Source organism: Mesorhizobium sp. P171375 (assembly GCF_057786075.1).
Genome location: NZ_JBYNWF010000001.1, coordinates 494485 through 511933, shown reverse-complemented (window position 1 = coordinate 511933; position 17449 = coordinate 494485). Strand labels below are relative to the sequence as shown.

Genomic DNA, 17449 nt, shown 5'->3' with positions numbered 1-17449 from the left:
GCGGGGCGGCCTAGCGCCGCCCGCCAATCATTTCAGGAACGGAAGACCGGGAGGATCGGATGACTGCGGGAAATGCCAGGAACGGCGCGCCGCCGCGCTTCAGCGCGGTGCTTTCGAAGATTTGCGACGGCGCGCTCTATCTCGCCTGTGTCGGGATGGTCGTCATGACCGCGCTCGTCGCCTACCAGGTGTTTTCCCGCTTCGTGCTCAACGCGTCGCCGAGCTGGACGGAAGTCACAGCCATCATGCTGATGAACTGGTTCATCTTCCTCGGGGCGGCGGTCGGCGTGCGCGAGAACTACCATATGGGCTTCGACGTGCTGCTCTACATCCTGCCGAAAGGCAGCAAATGGGCGCTGCGCACATTGTCCGACCTGATCGCGTTCGGCTTTGGCTTCGGCATGGTCTGGTATGGTTGGAAGCTGGTCGGGTTGACCTGGCACACCGTCATTCCGGCGCTCGAACTTCCCGGCGGCTTCGACTATCTGCCACTGGTCGCCGGCGGCGTCCTGATCTGCCTGTTCTCGGCCGAACGCATCGTGCTGCGCTGGTCGGGCGTCGACATCGACAAGGACATCAATCTCGAAGACGTACCGGAGATGCCGGCCGTGCAGGAGGCCTAGATGGAACTCTGGATCCTGTTCGGCGTCTTCACGCTGTTGATGTTTGCCGGCACGCCAATCGCGTTTTGCCTGGGTGCCGCATCTTTCGCCACCGTGCTTTATCTCGGCCTGCCGCCCCTAGTGGTGTTCCAGCAATTGAAATCAGGCATGTCGGCGTTCTCGCTGATGGCGATTCCGTTCTTCATCTTCGCCGGCGACCTGATGGTGCGTGGCGGCATCGCGCAGCGCATCGTCTCCTTTGCTGGCTCACTGGTCGGCCATGTCAGGGGCGGGCTTGGTCAGGTCAACATCATCGCCGCGACATTGTTCGGCGGCATTTCCGGCTCGGCGGTAGCTGAAGCCGCTGCTGTCGGCGGGCTGATGATCCCGCAGATGAAAGAGCGCGGCTACGGCGCGGACTATGCTGTCAACGTCACCTCGATGGCGGCACTGATCGCGCTGCTTTTGCCGCCGTCGCAGAACATGATCATCTATTCGATCGCCGGCGGCGGCAAGATTTCGATCGCCGACCTGTTCACCGCCGGCATCCTGCCCGGTCTGCTGTTCGCCGCGTCTCTGATGGTCACCGCCTATTTTGTCGCCCGCAGCCGCGGTTATCCGGTCGAGGCCTTCCCCGGCTTCTCGCGCGTCGGCCAGCTGGCGGTGATCGCCGTGCCCGGGCTTCTGCTCATCGGCATCATCTTTGGCGGCGTCCGCTCAGGCATTTTCACGGCGACGGAAAGCTCCTGCATCGCCATCCTCTACGCCTTGCTGGTCACCGTCTTCGTCTACCGGTCGATGGCCTGGAGCGATTTCGTCCATGCCACCAAGGGCGCGGTGCGCACGACCTCGATGGTGCTTTTGATCATCGGCACGGCGGCCTCGTTCAGCTGGCTGATGGCCTATCTCAAAGTGCCCGTGCTGCTGATCGCCGGGATGAACGCCATCTCCACCGACCCGCTGGTGGTGCTGCTTTTGCTCAACGTCCTGATGCTGCTGCTCGGCACCTTCATGGATATGGGGCCGATGATCATCATCTGTACGCCGATCTTCCTGCCGCTGGTCACGCATTACGGCGTCGACCCCGTGCATTTCGGCGTCATCACCATCCTCAACCTCGGCATCGGGTTGAACACGCCGCCGGTCGGCACGGTGCAGTTCGTCGCCTGCGCGGTTGGCAAGATCACGGTATGGGAAGCGATGCGCTCGATCTGGCCGTTCTATGGCGCGGGCATCGTGGTTCTCGGGCTGGTGACGTATATTCCGGCGATCTCGCTCTGGCTGCCGAGTGTCTTCAAATAGGGCAAATAGGGCGTCTTCAAACAGGGGTGCGACATGGCATCGGATAGCGCTGTTGATCTCAGGGTCGAGAGAAAACCCAAACTGTCGGAGACTGTCGTCGCGGCGATCCGCAAGCAGCTGCATGCGGGCGAGATCCTGCCGGGCCACAAATTGCCGACCGAGGGCCAGTTGACCGAGACTTTCGGCGTCAGCCGCACCGTCATCCGCGAGGCGCTGGCCAAGCTTGCCGCCGACGGCCTGGTCGAGGCGCGCCAGGGCGCCGGCGTCTTCGTCACCGAACACATCTCGACCATGTTCGGCGCGCTCGCCGCCGACATGGGAGCCAAGGATTCGGTCGCGCTCAACGTGCTCGAGGTGCGCCTGGCGGTCGAAATCGAATCGGCTGGGCTCGCCGCCATCCGCCGCAATGCGGCGCAGGAAGCGGCGATCCAGGAAGCCTTCTTCGAATTCGAGCGCCTGCTTCTCAACAGCGAGCCGACCGGTCCGGCCGATCTCGCTTTCCACCGGGCAATCGCCAGCGCCACCAACAACCCGTTCTATGTCGAGATGCTCGATGTGCTGGGCCGGCGAGCCATTCCCTGCGACGTGACCTCGCCCTGGTCGACCGAACTGGTGCAGTCCGACAGCTATCAGCGCGGGCTGCAGCGCGAGCATCTGGTGATCCTGAATGCGATCACATCGGGTGACGCCGAAGCCGCGCGCGAGGCGATGCGCGCCCATCTCACCGCCAGCCAGCAGCGCTATCGCGAGCGCCTGCACGCACGCCAGGTCTTTTATGCCGACTCGGTCAAGGCGGCGGAAACCGAATAGAAGAATCAGCTGGAGCAATGATGGATCATCCCCATACCGACTATACCTCGCGTTTCGCCATCGACCCGGTAGCCGCGGCGTGCATGGGAACCGACGAGTTGCGTCACAACTTCCACATTGACGACCTGTTCCAGCCGGGACGCGTCAGCCTGACCTATACCCATTATGACCGCTTGATCGTCGGCGGCGCCGTGCCGGTGGCGGAATCGCTGCCGCTGGAAGCGATCAAGCCGATGGGCACCAGGAATTTTCTCGACCGCCGCGAGCTGATCATCGTCAACATCGGCGGCGCCGGCTCGGTGACGGCAAATGGCGAAACCCACCCATTGCAGGCACGCGACATGCTTTATCTCGGCATGGGCAGCACCGATGTGTCGTTCGCTTCGGCCGATACGGGCCAGCCGGCCAAGTTCTACCTGCTCAGCGCGCCGGCGCATCACACCCATCCGAACCGATTGATCCGTATCGGCGATGCGAAGCGTCTCGACCTCGGCAGCAAGGAGACCTGCAACGAGCGCTCGATCTTCCAGTTCATCCATGCCGAGGGCGTCAAGACCTGTCAGCTGGTGGTCGGCATGACCCAGCTGGCGCCGGGCTCGGTGTGGAACACTATCCCTTGCCATGTGCATGACCGACGCATGGAGGCCTATCTCTATTTCGATGTGCCGGAGACGGCGCGCGTCTTCCATTTCATGGGCGAGCCGGACGAAACCCGACATCTCGTCATGGCCAATGAGGAGGCGGTGCTGTCGCCGGGCTGGTCGATCCATTCGGGCGCCGGCACCTCCAACTATGCCTTCATCTGGGCGATGGCCGGCGACAATGTCGACTACACCGATGTCGATCCGGTGCCGCTGGGCGAAGTGCGTTGAGCGGGCCGTCCGCCTTCAGCCTCGGCGGTAGGCGCATCCTGGTCACCGGCGCCAACACCGGCATCGGCCAGGGCATCGCGGTCTCGATTACGCGCGCCGGCGGCACCGTCATCGGCGTCGGCCGCTCGGGGATGGATGACACGGAAAGGAAGGTCGGCGAGGCCGGCGGGCAGTTCGAGGCCGTGCGGTGTGATCTCGCCGATCATGACGCCGCCAAGGCGATGCTCGACCAGGTCTGGGAAAAGACCGGACCGATCGACGGGCTGGTCAACAATGCCGGCATCATCCGGCGCGCCGATGCGGTCGATTTCTCCGAGGCCGACTGGGACGACGTCATCGACGTCAATCTGAAGACGCTGTTCTTTCTGAGCCAAGGTTTTGCCAGGCGCGTGCTGGCCGATCCCGGGCGCCGTGGCAAGATCGTCAACATCGCCTCGGTGCTGAGTTTCCAGGGCGGCATCCGTGTCGCATCCTATACCGCGTCGAAACATGGTGCGCTCGGCATAACAAGGCTGCTCGCCTGCGAATGGGCGGCCAAAGGCATCAACGTCAACGCCATTGCGCCGGGCTATATCGAAACCAATAACACCGAGGCGCTGCGCGCCGATCCCGACCGCAGTGCGGCCATACTGGCGCGCATCCCGGCCGGTCGCTGGGGCGGGCCGGAATGCATAGGCGACGCCGCCGTCTTTCTGCTGGCGCCGGCGTCCGACTATATGCATGGCGCCGTGGTTCCGGTCGACGGTGGCTGGCTGGCGCGATAAGGAGACAGCGTTGACCGAAGCCAAGATTTTCGCACAGCCCGGCGAGAGCGCCTGGACGCCGACACCGGACGGCAACAGGCGGCGCGTTCTCCTGCACACCGATGAGCTGATGCTGGTCGAATTCGGCTTCGACAAGGGCGGTGTCGGCGCCCTGCATTCGCACCCGCATGTCCAGGCCAGCTATGTCGCCGAAGGCCGATTCGAGGTCACCATCGACGGCCGCACCGAAACCATCGAGACCGGCGGCAGCTTCATCGTGCCGTCCAATCTGGTGCACGGCGTCAAGGCGCTGGAGGCCGGGCGCCTCGTTGACAGCTTTACCCCGCATCGGGGCGATTTCCTGGCCTGATAGCCTTTCCGGTCTGTTCCAGAAACGGAAAACCCGCGCCTCCTGCAGGACTGTCCGGGGAAAGTTATTCATATATGAAGGCCATCTGATTGAGGGAGGATCGGTCTCTTGGTCGGCTCGGATTGACCGGCGGCGGCTTGTCGATGGCGTTTATTTTTCGCCGCCCGAACAAGTATTGGGCGACCAGCTCTGTGAACCGCAGGATTGGAATGGCGACACCTCGGGTGCGCGCGACGATGCGCAGCAGTGCATAGGCGATCATTGCCGCGAAGAGCTGCAGGCGGATTGCATTGCCGTTGTTGCCCAGGAACTTGCCGATCTTGAGGTGCTGCTTGATCCAGCGGAACAGAAGCTCGATTTGCCAGCGGCCTTTGTAGAGCTGCCCGATCTCGACTGCGGAGCGCGCCATGTCGTTGGTCAAAAGCATGATGGTGTCGCCTTCCTGGCGCTGGATGCGCAGGCGCCGCAGGCGTATCGGCAGCTTGCAAGCGCCCTTGCTGACCAGGTTCACCTCACTGTCTTCCAGGATCAGGAAGCCGTCGCCCTGCGGCTCGGCCACGGGGCGGTTGCACAGCTGCGCCAGCCCCATGTTGGTCTTGGGCCGCGTTACGAAGACCGACCCGGCCTCGGCGATCGCCGTCCACCAGCCATAGTGGCAATAGCCCTTGTCGAACACATAGGTCGCCGCGGGCTCGATGGTGATCCGGCGGCCGATCTGGGCGTCGTTGACGTTGGCGTCGGTGATGTCGAGGACGCGCGGATGGTCGGCCTTCGGGTCATAGACGACATGGACTTTCATGCCGCGGATGCGTCCGTTCGACTTGGCCCACTCGCACAGCTTGCCCAGTGGAATGGGGGTCGAGTCGATCAGCCGCAGCATTTCTTTACCCTCTTGCCGCGTCTGCCGGTCGAGCAGACCCGCCACCAGGCTGAAGGCCTCGGCAAAAATGGCGACCGGGCGCCGTGCGTTGGCGTCCGACAAGGTCGAACGCATCAGCGGACCGCTGCCCAGGTGGTAATGATGCTGGCTGTTGGCGTTCCAACCGGCTTCCAGGCCACGCAGGCTGTCGCTGCCGCAGAACTGGGCATAGATCAACGCCACCAGATGATCCCAACTCCTGAACGATTTGTCGTAGGCATCGCCGTCGTGACGATCCACAATGGCTTGGAATTGACGGCGATCCATGGCTTCAAGAAGCTGCCCGAAGATGCTAGGTGCAAAGCGCATGCCCCGTTCCTTTTCTGAGTCTCGACAACCAGAGAGAAGACGGACAAACCCCGTTTTACGGGGCATGCACATGCGGCATTTCGATTCACTCAAAACTTTCCCCGGACAGCCCTGCGCCTCCTGGGAGGCGCGGGCCTGTTGCCTGTGCGCTCGTAGCGCAGCGGTACTCGAAACATCGCCGCAGGGTTCGGACGGTGCCGCAACATTGTGAAGATAGGTTTAACGGCGCGAGCCAGGTCGATCATCGGTGGGATGTTGCTGCTGCTTGTTGTGGTCGGACGGGGGCTGGGCTAATCGTTGCCCCATGCCGCTGCTTCGGGCGGCCGATCGAAAACATCAGTGATGCAGATATCGACGACGAGCGTTTCGACGCACGATCCCAAACGGCGCGTCCTGAAGAACGTGTTCGGCTTCGACGATTTTCGCCCCGGCCAGGCCGCCGTGATGGAGGCGCTGCTCGCCGGCCGTCATGTGCTGGCCGTGATGCCGACGGGTGCCGGCAAGTCGCTCTGCTACCAGGTGCCGGCGCTGGTCAAGGGCGGGCTGACGATCGTCGTGTCGCCGCTGGTGGCGTTGATGCAGGATCAGGTCGCGGCACTGCGCCTTGCCGGCGTCGCGGCTGACACGATCAACTCGTCGATCGATCGCGACGCCAATGTCGCGGCATGGCGGCGTGTTGCGTCGGGCCAGACGCGGCTGCTCTATCTGGCGCCAGAACGGCTGATGACCGAGCGCATGCTGGATGCGTTGGCCAGGCTCGATGTCAGGCTGATCGCCATCGACGAGGCGCATTGCATTTCGCAATGGGGGCCGGCGTTCCGGCGCGAATATGAAGATCTGTCGCAGCTGCGCGGCATCTTTCCCGACGTGCCGATCATTGCGGTGACGGCGACGGCGGACGAGACGACGCGGGCAGACATCGAGACGCGGCTGTTTGGCGGGCGTGTGGAAACGCAGGTGCTTGGCTTCGACCGACCCAACATCAAGCTTGCCATCGAGCCCAAGCAGGACAGCAAGCGGCAATTGCTCAATTTCATCGAGCGCCATCAGGGCCGCAGCGGCATCGTCTATTGCCTGTCGCGCAAGAAGACCGAAGAGATGGCGGCCTTCCTCGAGAAGAACGGCGTCACGGCGCTCGCCTATCACGCCGGGATGAGCAAGGAGGCGCGTGACGCCAACCAGAACGCTTTCATGACGCTGTCCGGCGTCGTCATGGTGGCGACCATTGCCTTCGGCATGGGCATCGACAAGCCTGACGTCGCCTATGTCTTCCACACCGATCTGCCGGGCAGCCTGGAGGCCTATTACCAGGAAATCGGTCGCGCTGGCCGCGACGGGCGAGCAGCGGAAGCTCATATGCTGTACGGCCTCGGCGATATCCGCATGCGCCGCATGTTCATCGAGGACGAAGACGTTGCTGTCGAGCACAAGCGCCGCTCGCATGGCCGGCTCGACACGCTGATCGGCTATTGCGAGACGGCGGAGTGCCGGCGCCAGGTGCTGCTCGGCTATTTCGGCGAAGAGGCTTCGCCTTGCGGCAATTGCGACAACTGCCTGGAGCAGGCGCCGCGCGCCGACGGCACCACCGAGGCTGGCATCATACTGGCGGCGGTCGCGCAGAGCGGCGAGCGCTTTGGCGCCGGCCATGTCATCGACATTCTGCTTGGTCACGAGACCGAAAAGGTGGCGGCAAGGGGCCATCACAGGCTGGCCGGTTTCGGCAGCGGTGCCGCGCACAAAAAGGACTTTTGGCAGTCGCTGATCCGTCAGTTGGTCGCGAACGGTTTCCTGATGCCGGACCCGGGCGGCCATGGCGGCCTGGCTATCGCTGAAAAAGGCCATGCGCTCGGTCGTGGCGAGGTGCAGTTCCAGTATCGCGTTGAGACGCGCACCCGCACCGCGCGCCGCGCGGCTCGTGCCGGCCAGAATCCCCAGGGTGAAAATGTCGATGCGTCGCTGCTTGCCGCGCTCAAGACGCTGCGGCTGCGTCTGGCCAAGGAGCGCCAGGTGCCGGCCTATGTGGTGTTTTCGGATCGCACGCTGATCGACATGGCCGAGCGTCGTCCGCAAGACCTCGACGATTTTGCCGAGGTGAACGGTGTCGGCGCCGCCAAGCTCAAGGAGTTCGGCAAGGCGTTCCTGAGCGCCATCGCCGCGCACCAAGCCGATGGATCGGTGTGATCACGAGTTACGGCCCATTTGCATCTGATTGGGCAAATGGATTTCGGCGATCAATCCGCCGCCGGGCCGGTTTTTCAGCTCGAGCTTGCCCTCGATCGCAAGCGACAATTGATAGGCGATCGCCAGGCCTAGTCCCGCGCCGCCGCTGCCGCGGTTTCGCGACTGTTCGAGGCGGAAAAACGGTTGCAAGACGGCCTCGAGCTGGTCGTCGGGAATGCCGGGGCCGCGATCGAGCACCTTTATGACGACGTGGTCGCCGGGTCCCTTTTCCGCCGAGACTTCCGCGCTGCCGGCAAATTTCAACGCATTGTCGACGAGGTTGGTGAGGATGCGCCGCAGTGCCTGCGGGCGCGTCACCACCGCAGCATCGATCTCCGCGCCGGCGGAGACGGCCTTGCCGGTGTCCTGGTAGTCGTAGACCAGGCTTTCGACAAAGGAGCCGAGGTCGATGCGTGAGGGCTTTTCGAGGCTGCCGCGGGCGCTGCGGGCGTAGGCCACGCCCTCATGCACGAGGTTTTCGATCTCGGCCAGATCGTGCATCAGCTTCTCCTTGCCGGGCGTTTCGTCGGACAGTTCGGCACGCAGCTTCATGCGGGTGATCGGCGTCTGCAGGTCGTGGGAGATGGCGGCAAGGATCTGCATCCTTTCTTCGAGATGCTCGGCGATGCGCTCGCGCATCGAATTGAAGGCGGTCGCGGCATGGACAACTTCCAGAGGTCCTGATTCGCTGAGACGAGGCGTGGGCTTGCCCGGATCGAGCGTGTCGGCAGCGTTGGCCAGATTGACAAGCGGACGGATAACCAGCCGAACGGCGAACCAACTGCACAGCACCAGCAAAAGCAGCTGCGCCACCAGCACATAAGGCAGCCACCGCGCCAGCGGCATCAGCGAGGGCCGGACATCGATGGTGAGCGGTGCGCCATCGCTCAGCATCAAATGCGCCTGAAGACGCTCTCCGTCGGCAGGAATGGCTTCGACTCTCACCGGGAAACGCGGGCCGGCCGCTTCGCGAATGGTCGCGCCGATCAAGGGGCCCCGGCCGGTCAGTTCGGGCACTCCCGGCAGTCCCGGCCCCAACACGTAGCGATAGGTATTCCGGTCGAGCAGCGGCAGCCATTGCGCCCGTTCCGCCGCGGGGACGCGGTCGAGGATGGCGATCGCTGATCTCACGTCCCTGTCCAGCGTATCGGACATGATTGTCTGCGCCGACGCGAAGCGCTCGGCGATCAAGAGCACAAAGGACAGACCCTGCGCCACGATCAGGCCGGCCAGCAGGATCAGGAACAGCCGCGAGCGCAAGGTGCGCGGCCAGGGCCGGAAGGATATTGCCATCGCGCTTAGCCCGGCTCGCTGATTTCGACAGGCATGGACAGCACATAGCCTTCGCTGCGCACCGTCTTGATGTAGGCCGGTTCGCGCGCATCGTCGCGCAGGCGCTGGCGCAGGCGGCTGACCAGCAGGTCGATGGAGCGGTCGAAAATCTCGGCTTCGCGCCCCTGCGTCAGGTTCAGCAACTGGTCGCGGTTCAAGACACGCTGCGGGTGGTCGACGAAGACGCAGAGCAGCCGGTATTCGGCGCCGCTCAGTGCGATCGCGGTGCCATCCTCGTCGAGAAGATGGCGCGCAACCGTGTCGAGGCGCCAAGTCCCGAATTTCAGCAGGCGCCCGGTCTCGGTCACCTGGAGATTTGGCGGCAGCATGCGCGTGCGCCGCAGCACGGCGTTGATGCGAGCCAGAAGCTCGCGCGCGGCGAAAGGTTTCACCAGATAGTCGTCCGCGCCCAGCTCTAGGCCGATGATCCGATCGGTTTCGTCGTTGCGGGCGGTCAGCATCAGGATCGGCGTTGCCTTGTGCTTGCCGGCACGCAGCTGCCGGCACAGAACCAGGCCGTCGTCGCCGGGCATCATCACGTCGAGGATGATGAGATCGATGGAATCCGTATCGAGGAAGGCGCGCATCTGCCGGCCATCCGGCACCGCGGTGGCGCGCAGGCCATTCTTCTTGAGATAGCCGGAGACCAGCTCGCGGATTTCGCGATCGTCGTCGACGATCAGGATATGATCGACATGATCCATCGTGGATGCTTCCTGCCTTTCTTCGCCTGCCACCAGTACATTTTCTCTGGGAAAGTGCACCAGGTGCCGCCGGCAGTGTATCCGCGAGACGAGATAAGCTGCCGGCGGCTATGCCGTTGTTCATTTCCGGCTGGCTAGACCAGCTCGATCGTGACGCCGACGTTACCACGCGTCGCCTTGGAGTAGGGGCAGGTCTGATGCGCGGCCTCCACCACGGCGTGGGCAGCTTCCCGATCCACACCCGGCAGGCTGACATTGAGACGGGCCTGGAGCAGATAGCCGCCCTCTCCAGTGGCCAGATCAACTTCGGCATCGACGGCGACATCGGACGGCAAGGCGACGTTCATCTTGCGTGCCGCAAGGCCCATGGCGCCGATGAAGCAGGCCGACCAGCCGGCGGCGAACAACTGCTCTGGATTGGTGCCGGCGCCGGTACCGGGCGGTGAAAGCTTGATGTCGAGATGGCTGTCCGAGCTGCGGGACGCGCCGTCGCGGCCGCCCGTGGTGTGGGTCTTGCCGGTGTAGAGGACTTTTTCGATCGCGGTCATGGGATAATTTCCTTAGGGGAGGATAACGTTGAGTCGCAATGGCCCGGAGGCCAGCGACCTCCGTATAAGAGGCAAGCGACGTATCCCGAATGTGTGCCGGTCGGCCGGAAATGTATCTCAGTGTGTCCGGATGCCGCCTCGCTACATCCGCTTTCAATTTGAACGGATGGGGACACATGGGAGATACACCCGGGCCATCCTTTCCAGCTGGTATCAACTCAGTAGGAGAACCCATGACCGACGAAATCAACCACGACCGCCGCCGCTTCTTTGGTGCGGCGACCCTGACCCTCGCCGCCGCCGGCCTGGCCGGCGCGACCGGCGCGCTGACCGGCACGGCAAAGGCGGCGACCCTGCCCACAGTCAAACCAGGGACGAACACGTCATTCGCCGCGCTGAAGCAGATCAAGGCCGGCGTTCTCGACATCGGCTATGCCGAGGCTGGTCCGGCCGACGGGCCGCCGGTCATTCTGCTGCATGGCTGGCCCTACGATATCTACGCCTTTGTCGATGTCGCGCCGCTGCTGGCGTCGGCGGGCTATCGGGTGATCATGCCCTATCTTCGCGGCTACGGCACGACGCGCTTCCTGTCATCGGAGACGATGCGAAACGGCCAGCAATCGGTGGTCGCCCAGGACATCGTCGCCCTGATGGATGCGCTCAGTATCCCCAAAGCCATCCTTGCCGGTTTCGACTGGGGCGCGCGCTGCGCCTGCATCATCTCGGCGCTGTGGCCGGAACGCTGCAAGGCGCTGGTCTCGGTGAGCGGCTATCTCGTCAGCAACGTCAAGACCGGCAAGGTGCCGCTGCCGCCAAGTGCCGAGCATGATTGGTGGTACCAGTTCTATTTCGCCACCGAGCGCGGCGCGGCCGGCTACGACAAATACCGGCACGATTTCGCCAAGCTGATCTGGCAGACGGCGTCGCCGAAATGGAACTTCGACGACGCCACTTTCGATCGCAGCGCCGCGGCCTTCGACAATCCGGACCATGTGGCCATCGTCATTCACAATTATCGCTGGCGCGGCGGGCTGGCGGCAGGCGATCCGCAATATGACGAGCTGGAAAACCGGCTTGCCGCCGGGCCGGTCATCGGCGTGCCGACCATCACGCTCGAGGGCGACGCCAATGGCGCGCCGCATCTCAACCCGACGGCCTATCGCAACAAGTTTTCGGGCAAATATGCGCACCGGACGATCGAGGGCGGCATCGGCCACAATCTGCCGCAGGAAGCGCCGCAGGCTTTTGCGCAGGCGGTGATCGACGTCGACGGATATTGATCCTGTCGCGGGAAACGAAACGGGCGGCCATTGGCCGCCTGTTGTGGAAGGACGCAAAGCCCGACGCTGTCAACGAGCGGATCGTCCGCTTCCTGCAAAACAGGACTGTGTGAAGGCGTTCACAGAGGCGAACTTAGATAGGGCTAATATGCCCTAACTTAGCGAAGACGAGACAGCCGGTTTTTCCATTCCGCATCTGTCCTCGCCGAGCTTCGGGGGACTCTACAACTTGCATGAAACGGACGGGGCGCGCCGAATTTTTCGGCGCCCGGTTGGCTATGGGAGCAGGGCATGCCGACGCGTGAGGGGATCGACGTTTCGCATTATCAAAACGAGGCCGGCGGCGGTGGCGCCAGCGCCATCAAGTGGACGCGGGTCGGCAATGCCGGGGTCAAGTTCACCTTCGTCAAGATATCCGACAAGACCAGCAAGGACGCATTCGCGGTGCGCAATGTTGCCGATGCCAAGGCGGCGGGATTGCTGGTGGGGGGATATCACTTCCTGCGCAACACCGCTTCGGGCGCCGACCAGGCGCATGCCTTCCTCAACACGGTGTCGTTCGGCAGCGGCGACCTCATTCCGTCGCTCGACATCGAACTCATTCCGGCAACGCCCGCGGCGCGGGCCGCCTATGTCCAGAAGGCGAAGGATTGGGTGGCGGCGGTGCGGTCCGCCCATAGTGGCCGTTGGCCGTTCATCTACACCCGCGCCAATATCTGGCAGGCGCTGGGCAACCCGAGCGGCTTCGGCAACTGCCCGCTCTGGCTCGCCCGCTACGGCTCCAGGCCGCCGCCGATACCGTCAGGCTTCACCAACTATGCCATCTGGCAATTCAGCCAGTCGGGCAGCATCGACGGGATCACCGGCAAGGTGGACGAGAACCATCTGGCGATGTCCTTCGCCGAGTTTCGCTCGCGCTACAGCCTGTAGGCAAGGTGATCCGGCATCGGATCGCCTGCTCAGGCGGCTTCGCGTTCGCCCTGCGCCGGCGAGTCCGTTTCCAGGCGCCGGCTGTATTGGCGCGGCGAACAGCCCATGACGCGCTTGAACGCCGTGCTGAAGGCGCTTTCGGATTCATAGCCGAGCGCCAGCGCAATAACGGACACCGGATCGCCGGAATGCATCAACCTGTCGCCGGCGAGCATCATGCGCCAGCGCGTCAGATAATCCAGGGGTGAGGCCCCGACCGTCTGCTTGAACTTCAGCGCAAAGGTCGATCGCGACATGCCGGCGCGCTCGGCCAGCGTCTGCAATGTCCAGGCATGCGCCGGGTCTTCGTGCATGGCGGCGATCGCGGCGCCGATCTGCCTGTCGGTCAGCGCGAACAGCCAGCCGACGCTGTCACGAGCCCCCATATGCAGGCGCAAGGCCTCGATCAGGATCATATGGGCGAGATGCTCGACGATGAGAAAGCCGCCGGGACGCCGCTGGCGCAATTCCTGCATCATCCGCTCCACCGGCCAACGCAGCGCCGAATGGTCACTGTCCCCACGGATGTGGACGATGGGCGGCAGCATCCGCAACAGGATGCCGGCATGGTCGCCGGACAGCGCGAAGCGGCTGCTGACCAGCAGGAAATCGCCGCCGCCATTGTGGGTGGTGATGCCGCCGGTGCGCGCCGGTGAAAAGATCGTTCGGGCGTCGACCGTCGGCAGGCCTAGATCGCTGGCAAGCCGAAAGGGCCGGCCGCGCGGCAGTAGGAAACAGTCGCCGGCGTCAAGGCGCACCGCGTCATCGACCCCCTCGACCGACAGCCAGCATCGACCGGAGACCACGGCGCCGCATTTGATGGCGGCCTGCTGGTCGGGGAATTGGATCGCCCAGTCGCCACCGGCCTCCAGGCCTGCGGACAGGTAATTGCGCGGCTTCAGCAGCGACAGCACGTCTGACAGCGGATCCATGAGCATTCCCGGACGATTGCGAAGATATTTCGGATTTTACAGCATAGATCGTATGATCTCAACCTTCTATCTCCTTCGGCATGCGGGCTGCCTGTGCGGCCTTCGACAACCCGAGGAGAAATCATCATGCGTGTGTTCGTTACCGGTGCCACCGGTTTTGTCGGTTCGGCCGTTGTGCGGGAATTGCTTGGGGCGGGCCATCAGGTGCTTGGCCTCGCGCGCTCGGAAGCGGGTGCGATGTCGATCGTCGCCGCAGGGGCCGAGGCGCATCGTGGCGATATCGAGGACCTGGACAGCCTGCGCAGCGGCGCCGCCCAAGCGGACGGCGTCATCCATACCGGCTTCAACCACGATTTTTCGAAATTCGCCGCCAGTTGCGCAGCCGACCAGCGCGCCATCGAAACGCTCGGCGCGGTGCTGGAAGGTTCGGAGCGGCCGCTGCTTGTCACCTCCGGCCTCGCCGGGTTTGCGCAGGGAAGGGCAGCGACCGAGGACGACAAACCCGCGCCTCCATCCGCCGCCATGCCGCGCGCTTCGGAAGCGACGGCCATGGCGCTTGCCGCGTGCGGGGTGCGCGCATCGGTCGTGCGCCTTGCCCCCACCGTTCATGGCGACGGCGATCACGGCTTCGTGCCGATGCTGATTGCCATTGCGCGTGAAAAAGGTGTCTCGGCCTATGTTGGCGACGGCATGAACCGCTGGGCCGCGGTGCATCGGTCCGACGCCGCCACGCTTTACAGGCTGGCGCTGGAGAAGGGGACCGGCGGCGTCAGCTATCACTCGGTTGCCGAACAGGGCGTGGCGGCCAGGGAGATCGCCGAGATCATCGGTCGCCGCCTCAACCTGCCGGTCGTCGTCAAGAGCCCTGAGGAGGCGGCCGGGCATTTCGGTTTCCTCGGCCATTTCATCGGCAGGGACCTGTCGGCTTCCAGCGAGCAGACCCGCAACGCGCTGGGATGGCTGCCGACCGGGCCGGGACTTATCGCCGATCTCGACCGTGTCAGGTATTTCGAGAGCTGAATGGGGTCAGGGCCAATTGCGTTGCATTGCATTGCTCGACAGCCAGGCGATCAGCCGCACGGCGAATAGAAGGGCCATCCGCAACCCCGCTGATCGCGCTCCGTCCATGTCGCTGTGCTGCAGCCGCAGCAAAGCCTGCACGGCCGCGGCAAGGACAAACACGGCGTAAAGGCCGCCCAGGGCCTAGACGAGTTGCTCGCCAGGCACTGGAACACCGGCCCGATGCAGCGCATCGCCGATGGCCGCTCCCGGTATCGCGATAAAGAAGGCGGCCGTGATGCCGAACAGGAAGCCGATCATAGCGCCGGGAAAGGCGGTCGCCGACAGCGCGACGACCACCGCCAGCAGCATGAGCAGGATGATGAATGCGGGCTGCGACACTGCCGGGAAACTCCGCCAACTGACGACCGAGTAGCAGCAAAGGCCTGGAGATCTGTTCCGATCGGCCCGGATTGCGCTCGGCGACCCGTCATTTGTCCCGGTAAAGGATCATGCCGGCGTGGTGCAGCACGCCATCAACAAAGTCTCCGTCGGCGGTGAAGCCGGTGTCGTCCCAATAATCGATGTGATTGCCCGTCACGACATATCGCCCGAGATAGGCGCGTTCGCGTTTTCCCCTTGCCTCGACATAGCGGCCGTTGGCCAGGAGTTCGTGGCGGATATTACGGTCGGCGGTGAACCACATGCCGACATAAGGATTGGTGTTCATCGGGGGGTGCTCGGTGGTTGCGGAGTTGAATAGCGCCAAGACAAGCGACGCGGCGACGGAACGCGTCAATGCGCCGCCCGCGTCGGGCGCACGACGATCTCGTTGACGTCGACATCGTCCGGCTGCTCGATGGCAAAGCGCACCGCCCGGCCGATGGCGTCGGGCTGCAGCGCGATGGCGCGATAGCTGCTCATCGCCGCCGCCGCTGCCGGGTCGGTGATCGTGCCGGCGAGTTCGCTCTCGACCACGCCCGGGTGGATGCAAGTGACGCGGATGTCGTTGCGTTCCTGCCGCAGTCCGTCGGAAATGGCGCGCACGGCATACTTGGTCGCGCAATAGACCGCCGCCGTTGGCGACACGGTAAGCGCCCCGACCGAGGCAATGTTGATGATGTGCCCCGAACCGCGCGCCGTCATCTCCGGCAACACCGCCGCGATGCCGTTGAGCACGCCCTTGATGTTGACGTCGACCATCTGGTCCCATTCATCGGTTTTCATCGATGCCATCAGGGACAGCGGCATGATGCCGGCATTGTTGACGATGACGTCGACCCGGCCCCAGGCCTAGCGCGCCGCGTCGGCGAAGGTCGCGACATCGGCGCGGTCGGTGACGTCGAGCCGGCGGGTCATGATCTCGCCGCCGCCTGCGCGGATTTTCTGGGCCAGAATTTCCAGCCGGTCGGTGCGGCGGGCGCCGAGCATCAGCCTGGCGCCGGCGGCGCCGATGCCGCTGGAGCCACCGGTGACGAGAACGATCTTGTCGAGGGACATGGCAACTTTCCTTATGTCTGGACTGAGAGGTGGGTTGCGGGGAGATACGCCGAGAGCATTGTTGCGATAAGACACCCATTTCTCCACACTCTGGAAAGCGGAGCTAACCAGTGTCACCTGACGTCAATGCACTGGTGGTCTTTGCGCTTGTCGCCGAGGAGCGGAATTTCCGCGCTGCAGCCGATCGGCTGGGCGTCAGCCGCTCGGCCGTCAGCCAGACGATCAAGCGGCTGGAGGAGAGCTTGGCATTGCCCTGGTGCAACGCACCACGCGCAGCGTTAGCCTGACCGAAGCCGGCGAGAGGCTCCATGCCGACGTCGGACCGGCCATTGCCGACATGCGCTCCGCGCTCGAGGCGACACAGGTACTGCGCGACCGCCCGCGCGGCCAGTTGCGGCTGGCCGTATCCTCGATTGCCGAACGCTTCCTGTCCGGGCCGTTTCTCGCGGCTTTCTGCACTGCCAATCCCGAGATCCAGCTCGATATCACGGTGACCGACGAAGAGTTCGACATCGTCGCCGAAGGCTATGATGCCGGGGTGCGGTTGGGAGAGGTGATCGACGAGGACATGATCGCCGTGCCGGTGGCGGGTGACGAGCGGCAGATTGCCGTCTGCTCGCCTGCCTATCGCGACCGCTTCGGCCTGCCGTCTCATCCCGCGGACTTGCCCAAGATCGCTGCATCGGCTGGCGTCCGGCGCCGAAGGTTGCGCCCTATCGCTGGGAATTCGCCGATCAGGGCCGCGAATTCCGGGTCGAGGTCCCGCCGGAGATCACGACCAACGAGATGAGCCTGATGATCAAGCTCGCTGTCGCCGGAGCGGGCATCACCTTCGGCATGGAAGAGAGCTTTCGCCGCGCAATCGAACACGGCGACCTGATACCAGTGCTCGAAAACTACTGCCCGCGCTTTGCCGGCTTCTACCTCTATTATCCGAGCCGCAGGAATGCCGCGCCGAAGCTGCGCGCGCTGATCGACCATCTTAAGCGCTGGCAGCTGTGATGCCGAAAATGGGAGACTCGCGCGATTCCCCGCACT

17 protein-coding genes and 2 pseudogenes are annotated in these 17449 nt (G+C 63.9%); 11 read left to right on the top strand and 8 right to left on the bottom strand.

Annotated elements, in window-relative coordinates; all coding sequences use genetic code 11:
- Positions 1-59: 59 nt before the first annotated feature.
- The 6 genes from ACYHH6_RS02580 to ACYHH6_RS02555 are packed head-to-tail and all read left to right on the top strand — an operon-like array spanning position 60 to position 4699.
- A complete protein-coding gene (locus ACYHH6_RS02580) occupies positions 60-623 on the top strand; it encodes a TRAP transporter small permease (protein ID WP_435053333.1) in 564 nt (187 codons plus the stop codon).
- Positions 624-1904 (top strand): TRAP transporter large permease, encoded by a 1281-nt coding sequence (locus tag ACYHH6_RS02575; protein ID WP_352586612.1) that lies wholly within the window; start codon positions 624-626, stop codon positions 1902-1904.
- Positions 1905-1937: 33 nt separating this feature from the next.
- Positions 1938-2714, top strand: a complete 777-nt coding sequence (locus ACYHH6_RS02570; RefSeq protein WP_192252646.1) for a FadR/GntR family transcriptional regulator — start codon at positions 1938-1940, stop codon at positions 2712-2714.
- A gap of 20 nt (positions 2715-2734) precedes the next feature.
- Positions 2735-3586 carry a 5-dehydro-4-deoxy-D-glucuronate isomerase gene (kduI, locus tag ACYHH6_RS02565; RefSeq protein ID WP_352586614.1) on the top strand — a complete coding sequence of 284 codons (852 nt, stop codon included), beginning with the start codon at positions 2735-2737 and terminating at the stop codon, positions 3584-3586.
- Entirely contained in the window at positions 3583-4350 is a 768-nt protein-coding gene (gene kduD / locus ACYHH6_RS02560) for a 2-dehydro-3-deoxy-D-gluconate 5-dehydrogenase KduD (protein ID WP_352586616.1), read from the top strand. The genes kduI and kduD overlap by 4 nt, the downstream gene beginning before the upstream one ends.
- Positions 4351-4360: 10 nt before the next feature.
- Entirely contained in the window at positions 4361-4699 is a 339-nt protein-coding gene (locus ACYHH6_RS02555; RefSeq protein ID WP_352586618.1) for a cupin domain-containing protein, read from the top strand.
- Between the two features lie 64 nt (positions 4700-4763).
- On the opposite strand, the gene ACYHH6_RS02550 is transcribed toward ACYHH6_RS02555, so the two are convergent.
- Positions 4764-5927, bottom strand: coding sequence for an IS4 family transposase (locus ACYHH6_RS02550; protein WP_352593680.1), 1164 nt, complete (start codon positions 5925-5927; stop codon positions 4764-4766).
- Between the two features lie 342 nt (positions 5928-6269).
- Between ACYHH6_RS02550 and recQ the strand changes: the two genes are divergently transcribed.
- Positions 6270-8108 (top strand): DNA helicase RecQ, encoded by a 1839-nt coding sequence (gene recQ, locus ACYHH6_RS02545; protein ID WP_352593089.1) that lies wholly within the window; start codon positions 6270-6272, stop codon positions 8106-8108.
- Here the strand turns inward: recQ and ACYHH6_RS02540 are convergent, their stop codons facing one another.
- The 3 genes from ACYHH6_RS02540 to ACYHH6_RS02530 all read right to left on the bottom strand — a co-directional run bounded on the left by ACYHH6_RS02540 (position 8109) and on the right by ACYHH6_RS02530 (position 10731).
- Positions 8109-9440 (bottom strand): ATP-binding protein, encoded by a 1332-nt coding sequence (locus ACYHH6_RS02540; protein ID WP_352593084.1) that lies wholly within the window; start codon positions 9438-9440, stop codon positions 8109-8111.
- A gap of 5 nt (positions 9441-9445) precedes the next feature.
- Positions 9446-10183, bottom strand: coding sequence for a response regulator (locus tag ACYHH6_RS02535; RefSeq protein WP_352593081.1), 738 nt, complete (start codon positions 10181-10183; stop codon positions 9446-9448).
- 134 nt (positions 10184-10317) lie between these two features.
- A complete protein-coding gene (locus ACYHH6_RS02530) occupies positions 10318-10731 on the bottom strand; it encodes an organic hydroperoxide resistance protein (RefSeq protein WP_352593078.1) in 414 nt (137 codons plus the stop codon).
- 233 nt (positions 10732-10964) lie between these two features.
- Here ACYHH6_RS02530 and ACYHH6_RS02525 point away from each other — a divergent pair, with 233 nt between their 5' ends.
- A complete protein-coding gene (locus ACYHH6_RS02525; RefSeq protein ID WP_352593075.1) occupies positions 10965-12011 on the top strand; it encodes an alpha/beta fold hydrolase in 1047 nt (348 codons plus the stop codon).
- A 291-nt stretch (positions 12012-12302) separates the two neighbouring features.
- Positions 12303-12941, top strand: coding sequence for a glycoside hydrolase family 25 protein (locus tag ACYHH6_RS02520; RefSeq protein ID WP_352593072.1), 639 nt, complete (start codon positions 12303-12305; stop codon positions 12939-12941).
- Between the two features lie 29 nt (positions 12942-12970).
- Here ACYHH6_RS02520 and ACYHH6_RS02515 read toward each other — a convergent pair whose 3' ends face one another.
- A complete protein-coding gene (locus ACYHH6_RS02515; protein ID WP_352556795.1) occupies positions 12971-13912 on the bottom strand; it encodes an AraC family transcriptional regulator in 942 nt (313 codons plus the stop codon).
- 126 nt (positions 13913-14038) lie between these two features.
- Here ACYHH6_RS02515 and ACYHH6_RS02510 point away from each other — a divergent pair, with 126 nt between their 5' ends.
- The gene (locus ACYHH6_RS02510; RefSeq protein ID WP_352593069.1) at positions 14039-14932 is read left to right on the top strand and encodes an SDR family oxidoreductase; all 894 of its coding nucleotides are present in this window, start codon (positions 14039-14041) and stop codon (positions 14930-14932) included.
- A 183-nt stretch (positions 14933-15115) separates the two neighbouring features.
- On the opposite strand, the gene ACYHH6_RS02505 is transcribed toward ACYHH6_RS02510, so the two are convergent.
- The 3 genes and pseudogenes from ACYHH6_RS02505 to ACYHH6_RS02495 form a co-directional block, all read right to left on the bottom strand.
- Entirely contained in the window at positions 15116-15313 is a 198-nt protein-coding gene (locus ACYHH6_RS02505) for a hypothetical protein (RefSeq protein WP_352593066.1), read from the bottom strand.
- Positions 15314-15401: 88 nt separating this feature from the next.
- Positions 15402-15680: an Atu4866 domain-containing protein gene (locus ACYHH6_RS02500; RefSeq protein ID WP_352593086.1), complete on the bottom strand. Its 279-nt coding sequence runs from the start codon at positions 15678-15680 to the stop codon at positions 15402-15404.
- A 26-nt stretch (positions 15681-15706) separates the two neighbouring features.
- Positions 15707-16411: pseudogene (locus ACYHH6_RS02495) on the bottom strand (SDR family oxidoreductase).
- A gap of 110 nt (positions 16412-16521) precedes the next feature.
- On the opposite strand from ACYHH6_RS02495, the pseudogene ACYHH6_RS02490 reads away from it, so the two are divergent.
- Positions 16522-17413, top strand: a pseudogene (locus ACYHH6_RS02490) (LysR family transcriptional regulator).
- Positions 17414-17449: the final 36 nt, after the last annotated feature.

Excerpts from the sequence above, each read along its gene's own strand:
- ACYHH6_RS02525 (WP_352593075.1), top strand. The coding sequence starts at position 10,965 with ATGACCGACGAAATCAACCACGACCGCCGCCGCTTCTTTGGTGCGGCG.
- ACYHH6_RS02520 (WP_352593072.1), top strand. The coding sequence starts at position 12,303 with ATGCCGACGCGTGAGGGGATCGACGTTTCGCATTATCAAAACGAGGCC.
- ACYHH6_RS02535 (WP_352593081.1), bottom strand. The coding sequence starts at position 10,183 with ATGGATCATGTCGATCATATCCTGATCGTCGACGACGATCGCGAAATC.
- ACYHH6_RS02530 (WP_352593078.1), bottom strand. The coding sequence starts at position 10,731 with ATGACCGCGATCGAAAAAGTCCTCTACACCGGCAAGACCCACACCACG.
- ACYHH6_RS02550 (WP_352593680.1), bottom strand. The coding sequence starts at position 5,927 with ATGCGCTTTGCACCTAGCATCTTCGGGCAGCTTCTTGAAGCCATGGAT.
- kduI (WP_352586614.1), top strand. The coding sequence starts at position 2,735 with ATGGATCATCCCCATACCGACTATACCTCGCGTTTCGCCATCGACCCG.
- recQ (WP_352593089.1), top strand. The coding sequence starts at position 6,270 with ATGCAGATATCGACGACGAGCGTTTCGACGCACGATCCCAAACGGCGC.
- ACYHH6_RS02580 (WP_435053333.1), top strand. The coding sequence starts at position 60 with ATGACTGCGGGAAATGCCAGGAACGGCGCGCCGCCGCGCTTCAGCGCG.
- ACYHH6_RS02515 (WP_352556795.1), bottom strand. The coding sequence starts at position 13,912 with ATGGATCCGCTGTCAGACGTGCTGTCGCTGCTGAAGCCGCGCAATTAC.
- ACYHH6_RS02540 (WP_352593084.1), bottom strand. The coding sequence starts at position 9,440 with ATGGCAATATCCTTCCGGCCCTGGCCGCGCACCTTGCGCTCGCGGCTG.
- ACYHH6_RS02575 (WP_352586612.1), top strand. The coding sequence starts at position 624 with ATGGAACTCTGGATCCTGTTCGGCGTCTTCACGCTGTTGATGTTTGCC.
- ACYHH6_RS02570 (WP_192252646.1), top strand. The coding sequence starts at position 1,938 with ATGGCATCGGATAGCGCTGTTGATCTCAGGGTCGAGAGAAAACCCAAA.
- ACYHH6_RS02510 (WP_352593069.1), top strand. The coding sequence starts at position 14,039 with ATGCGTGTGTTCGTTACCGGTGCCACCGGTTTTGTCGGTTCGGCCGTT.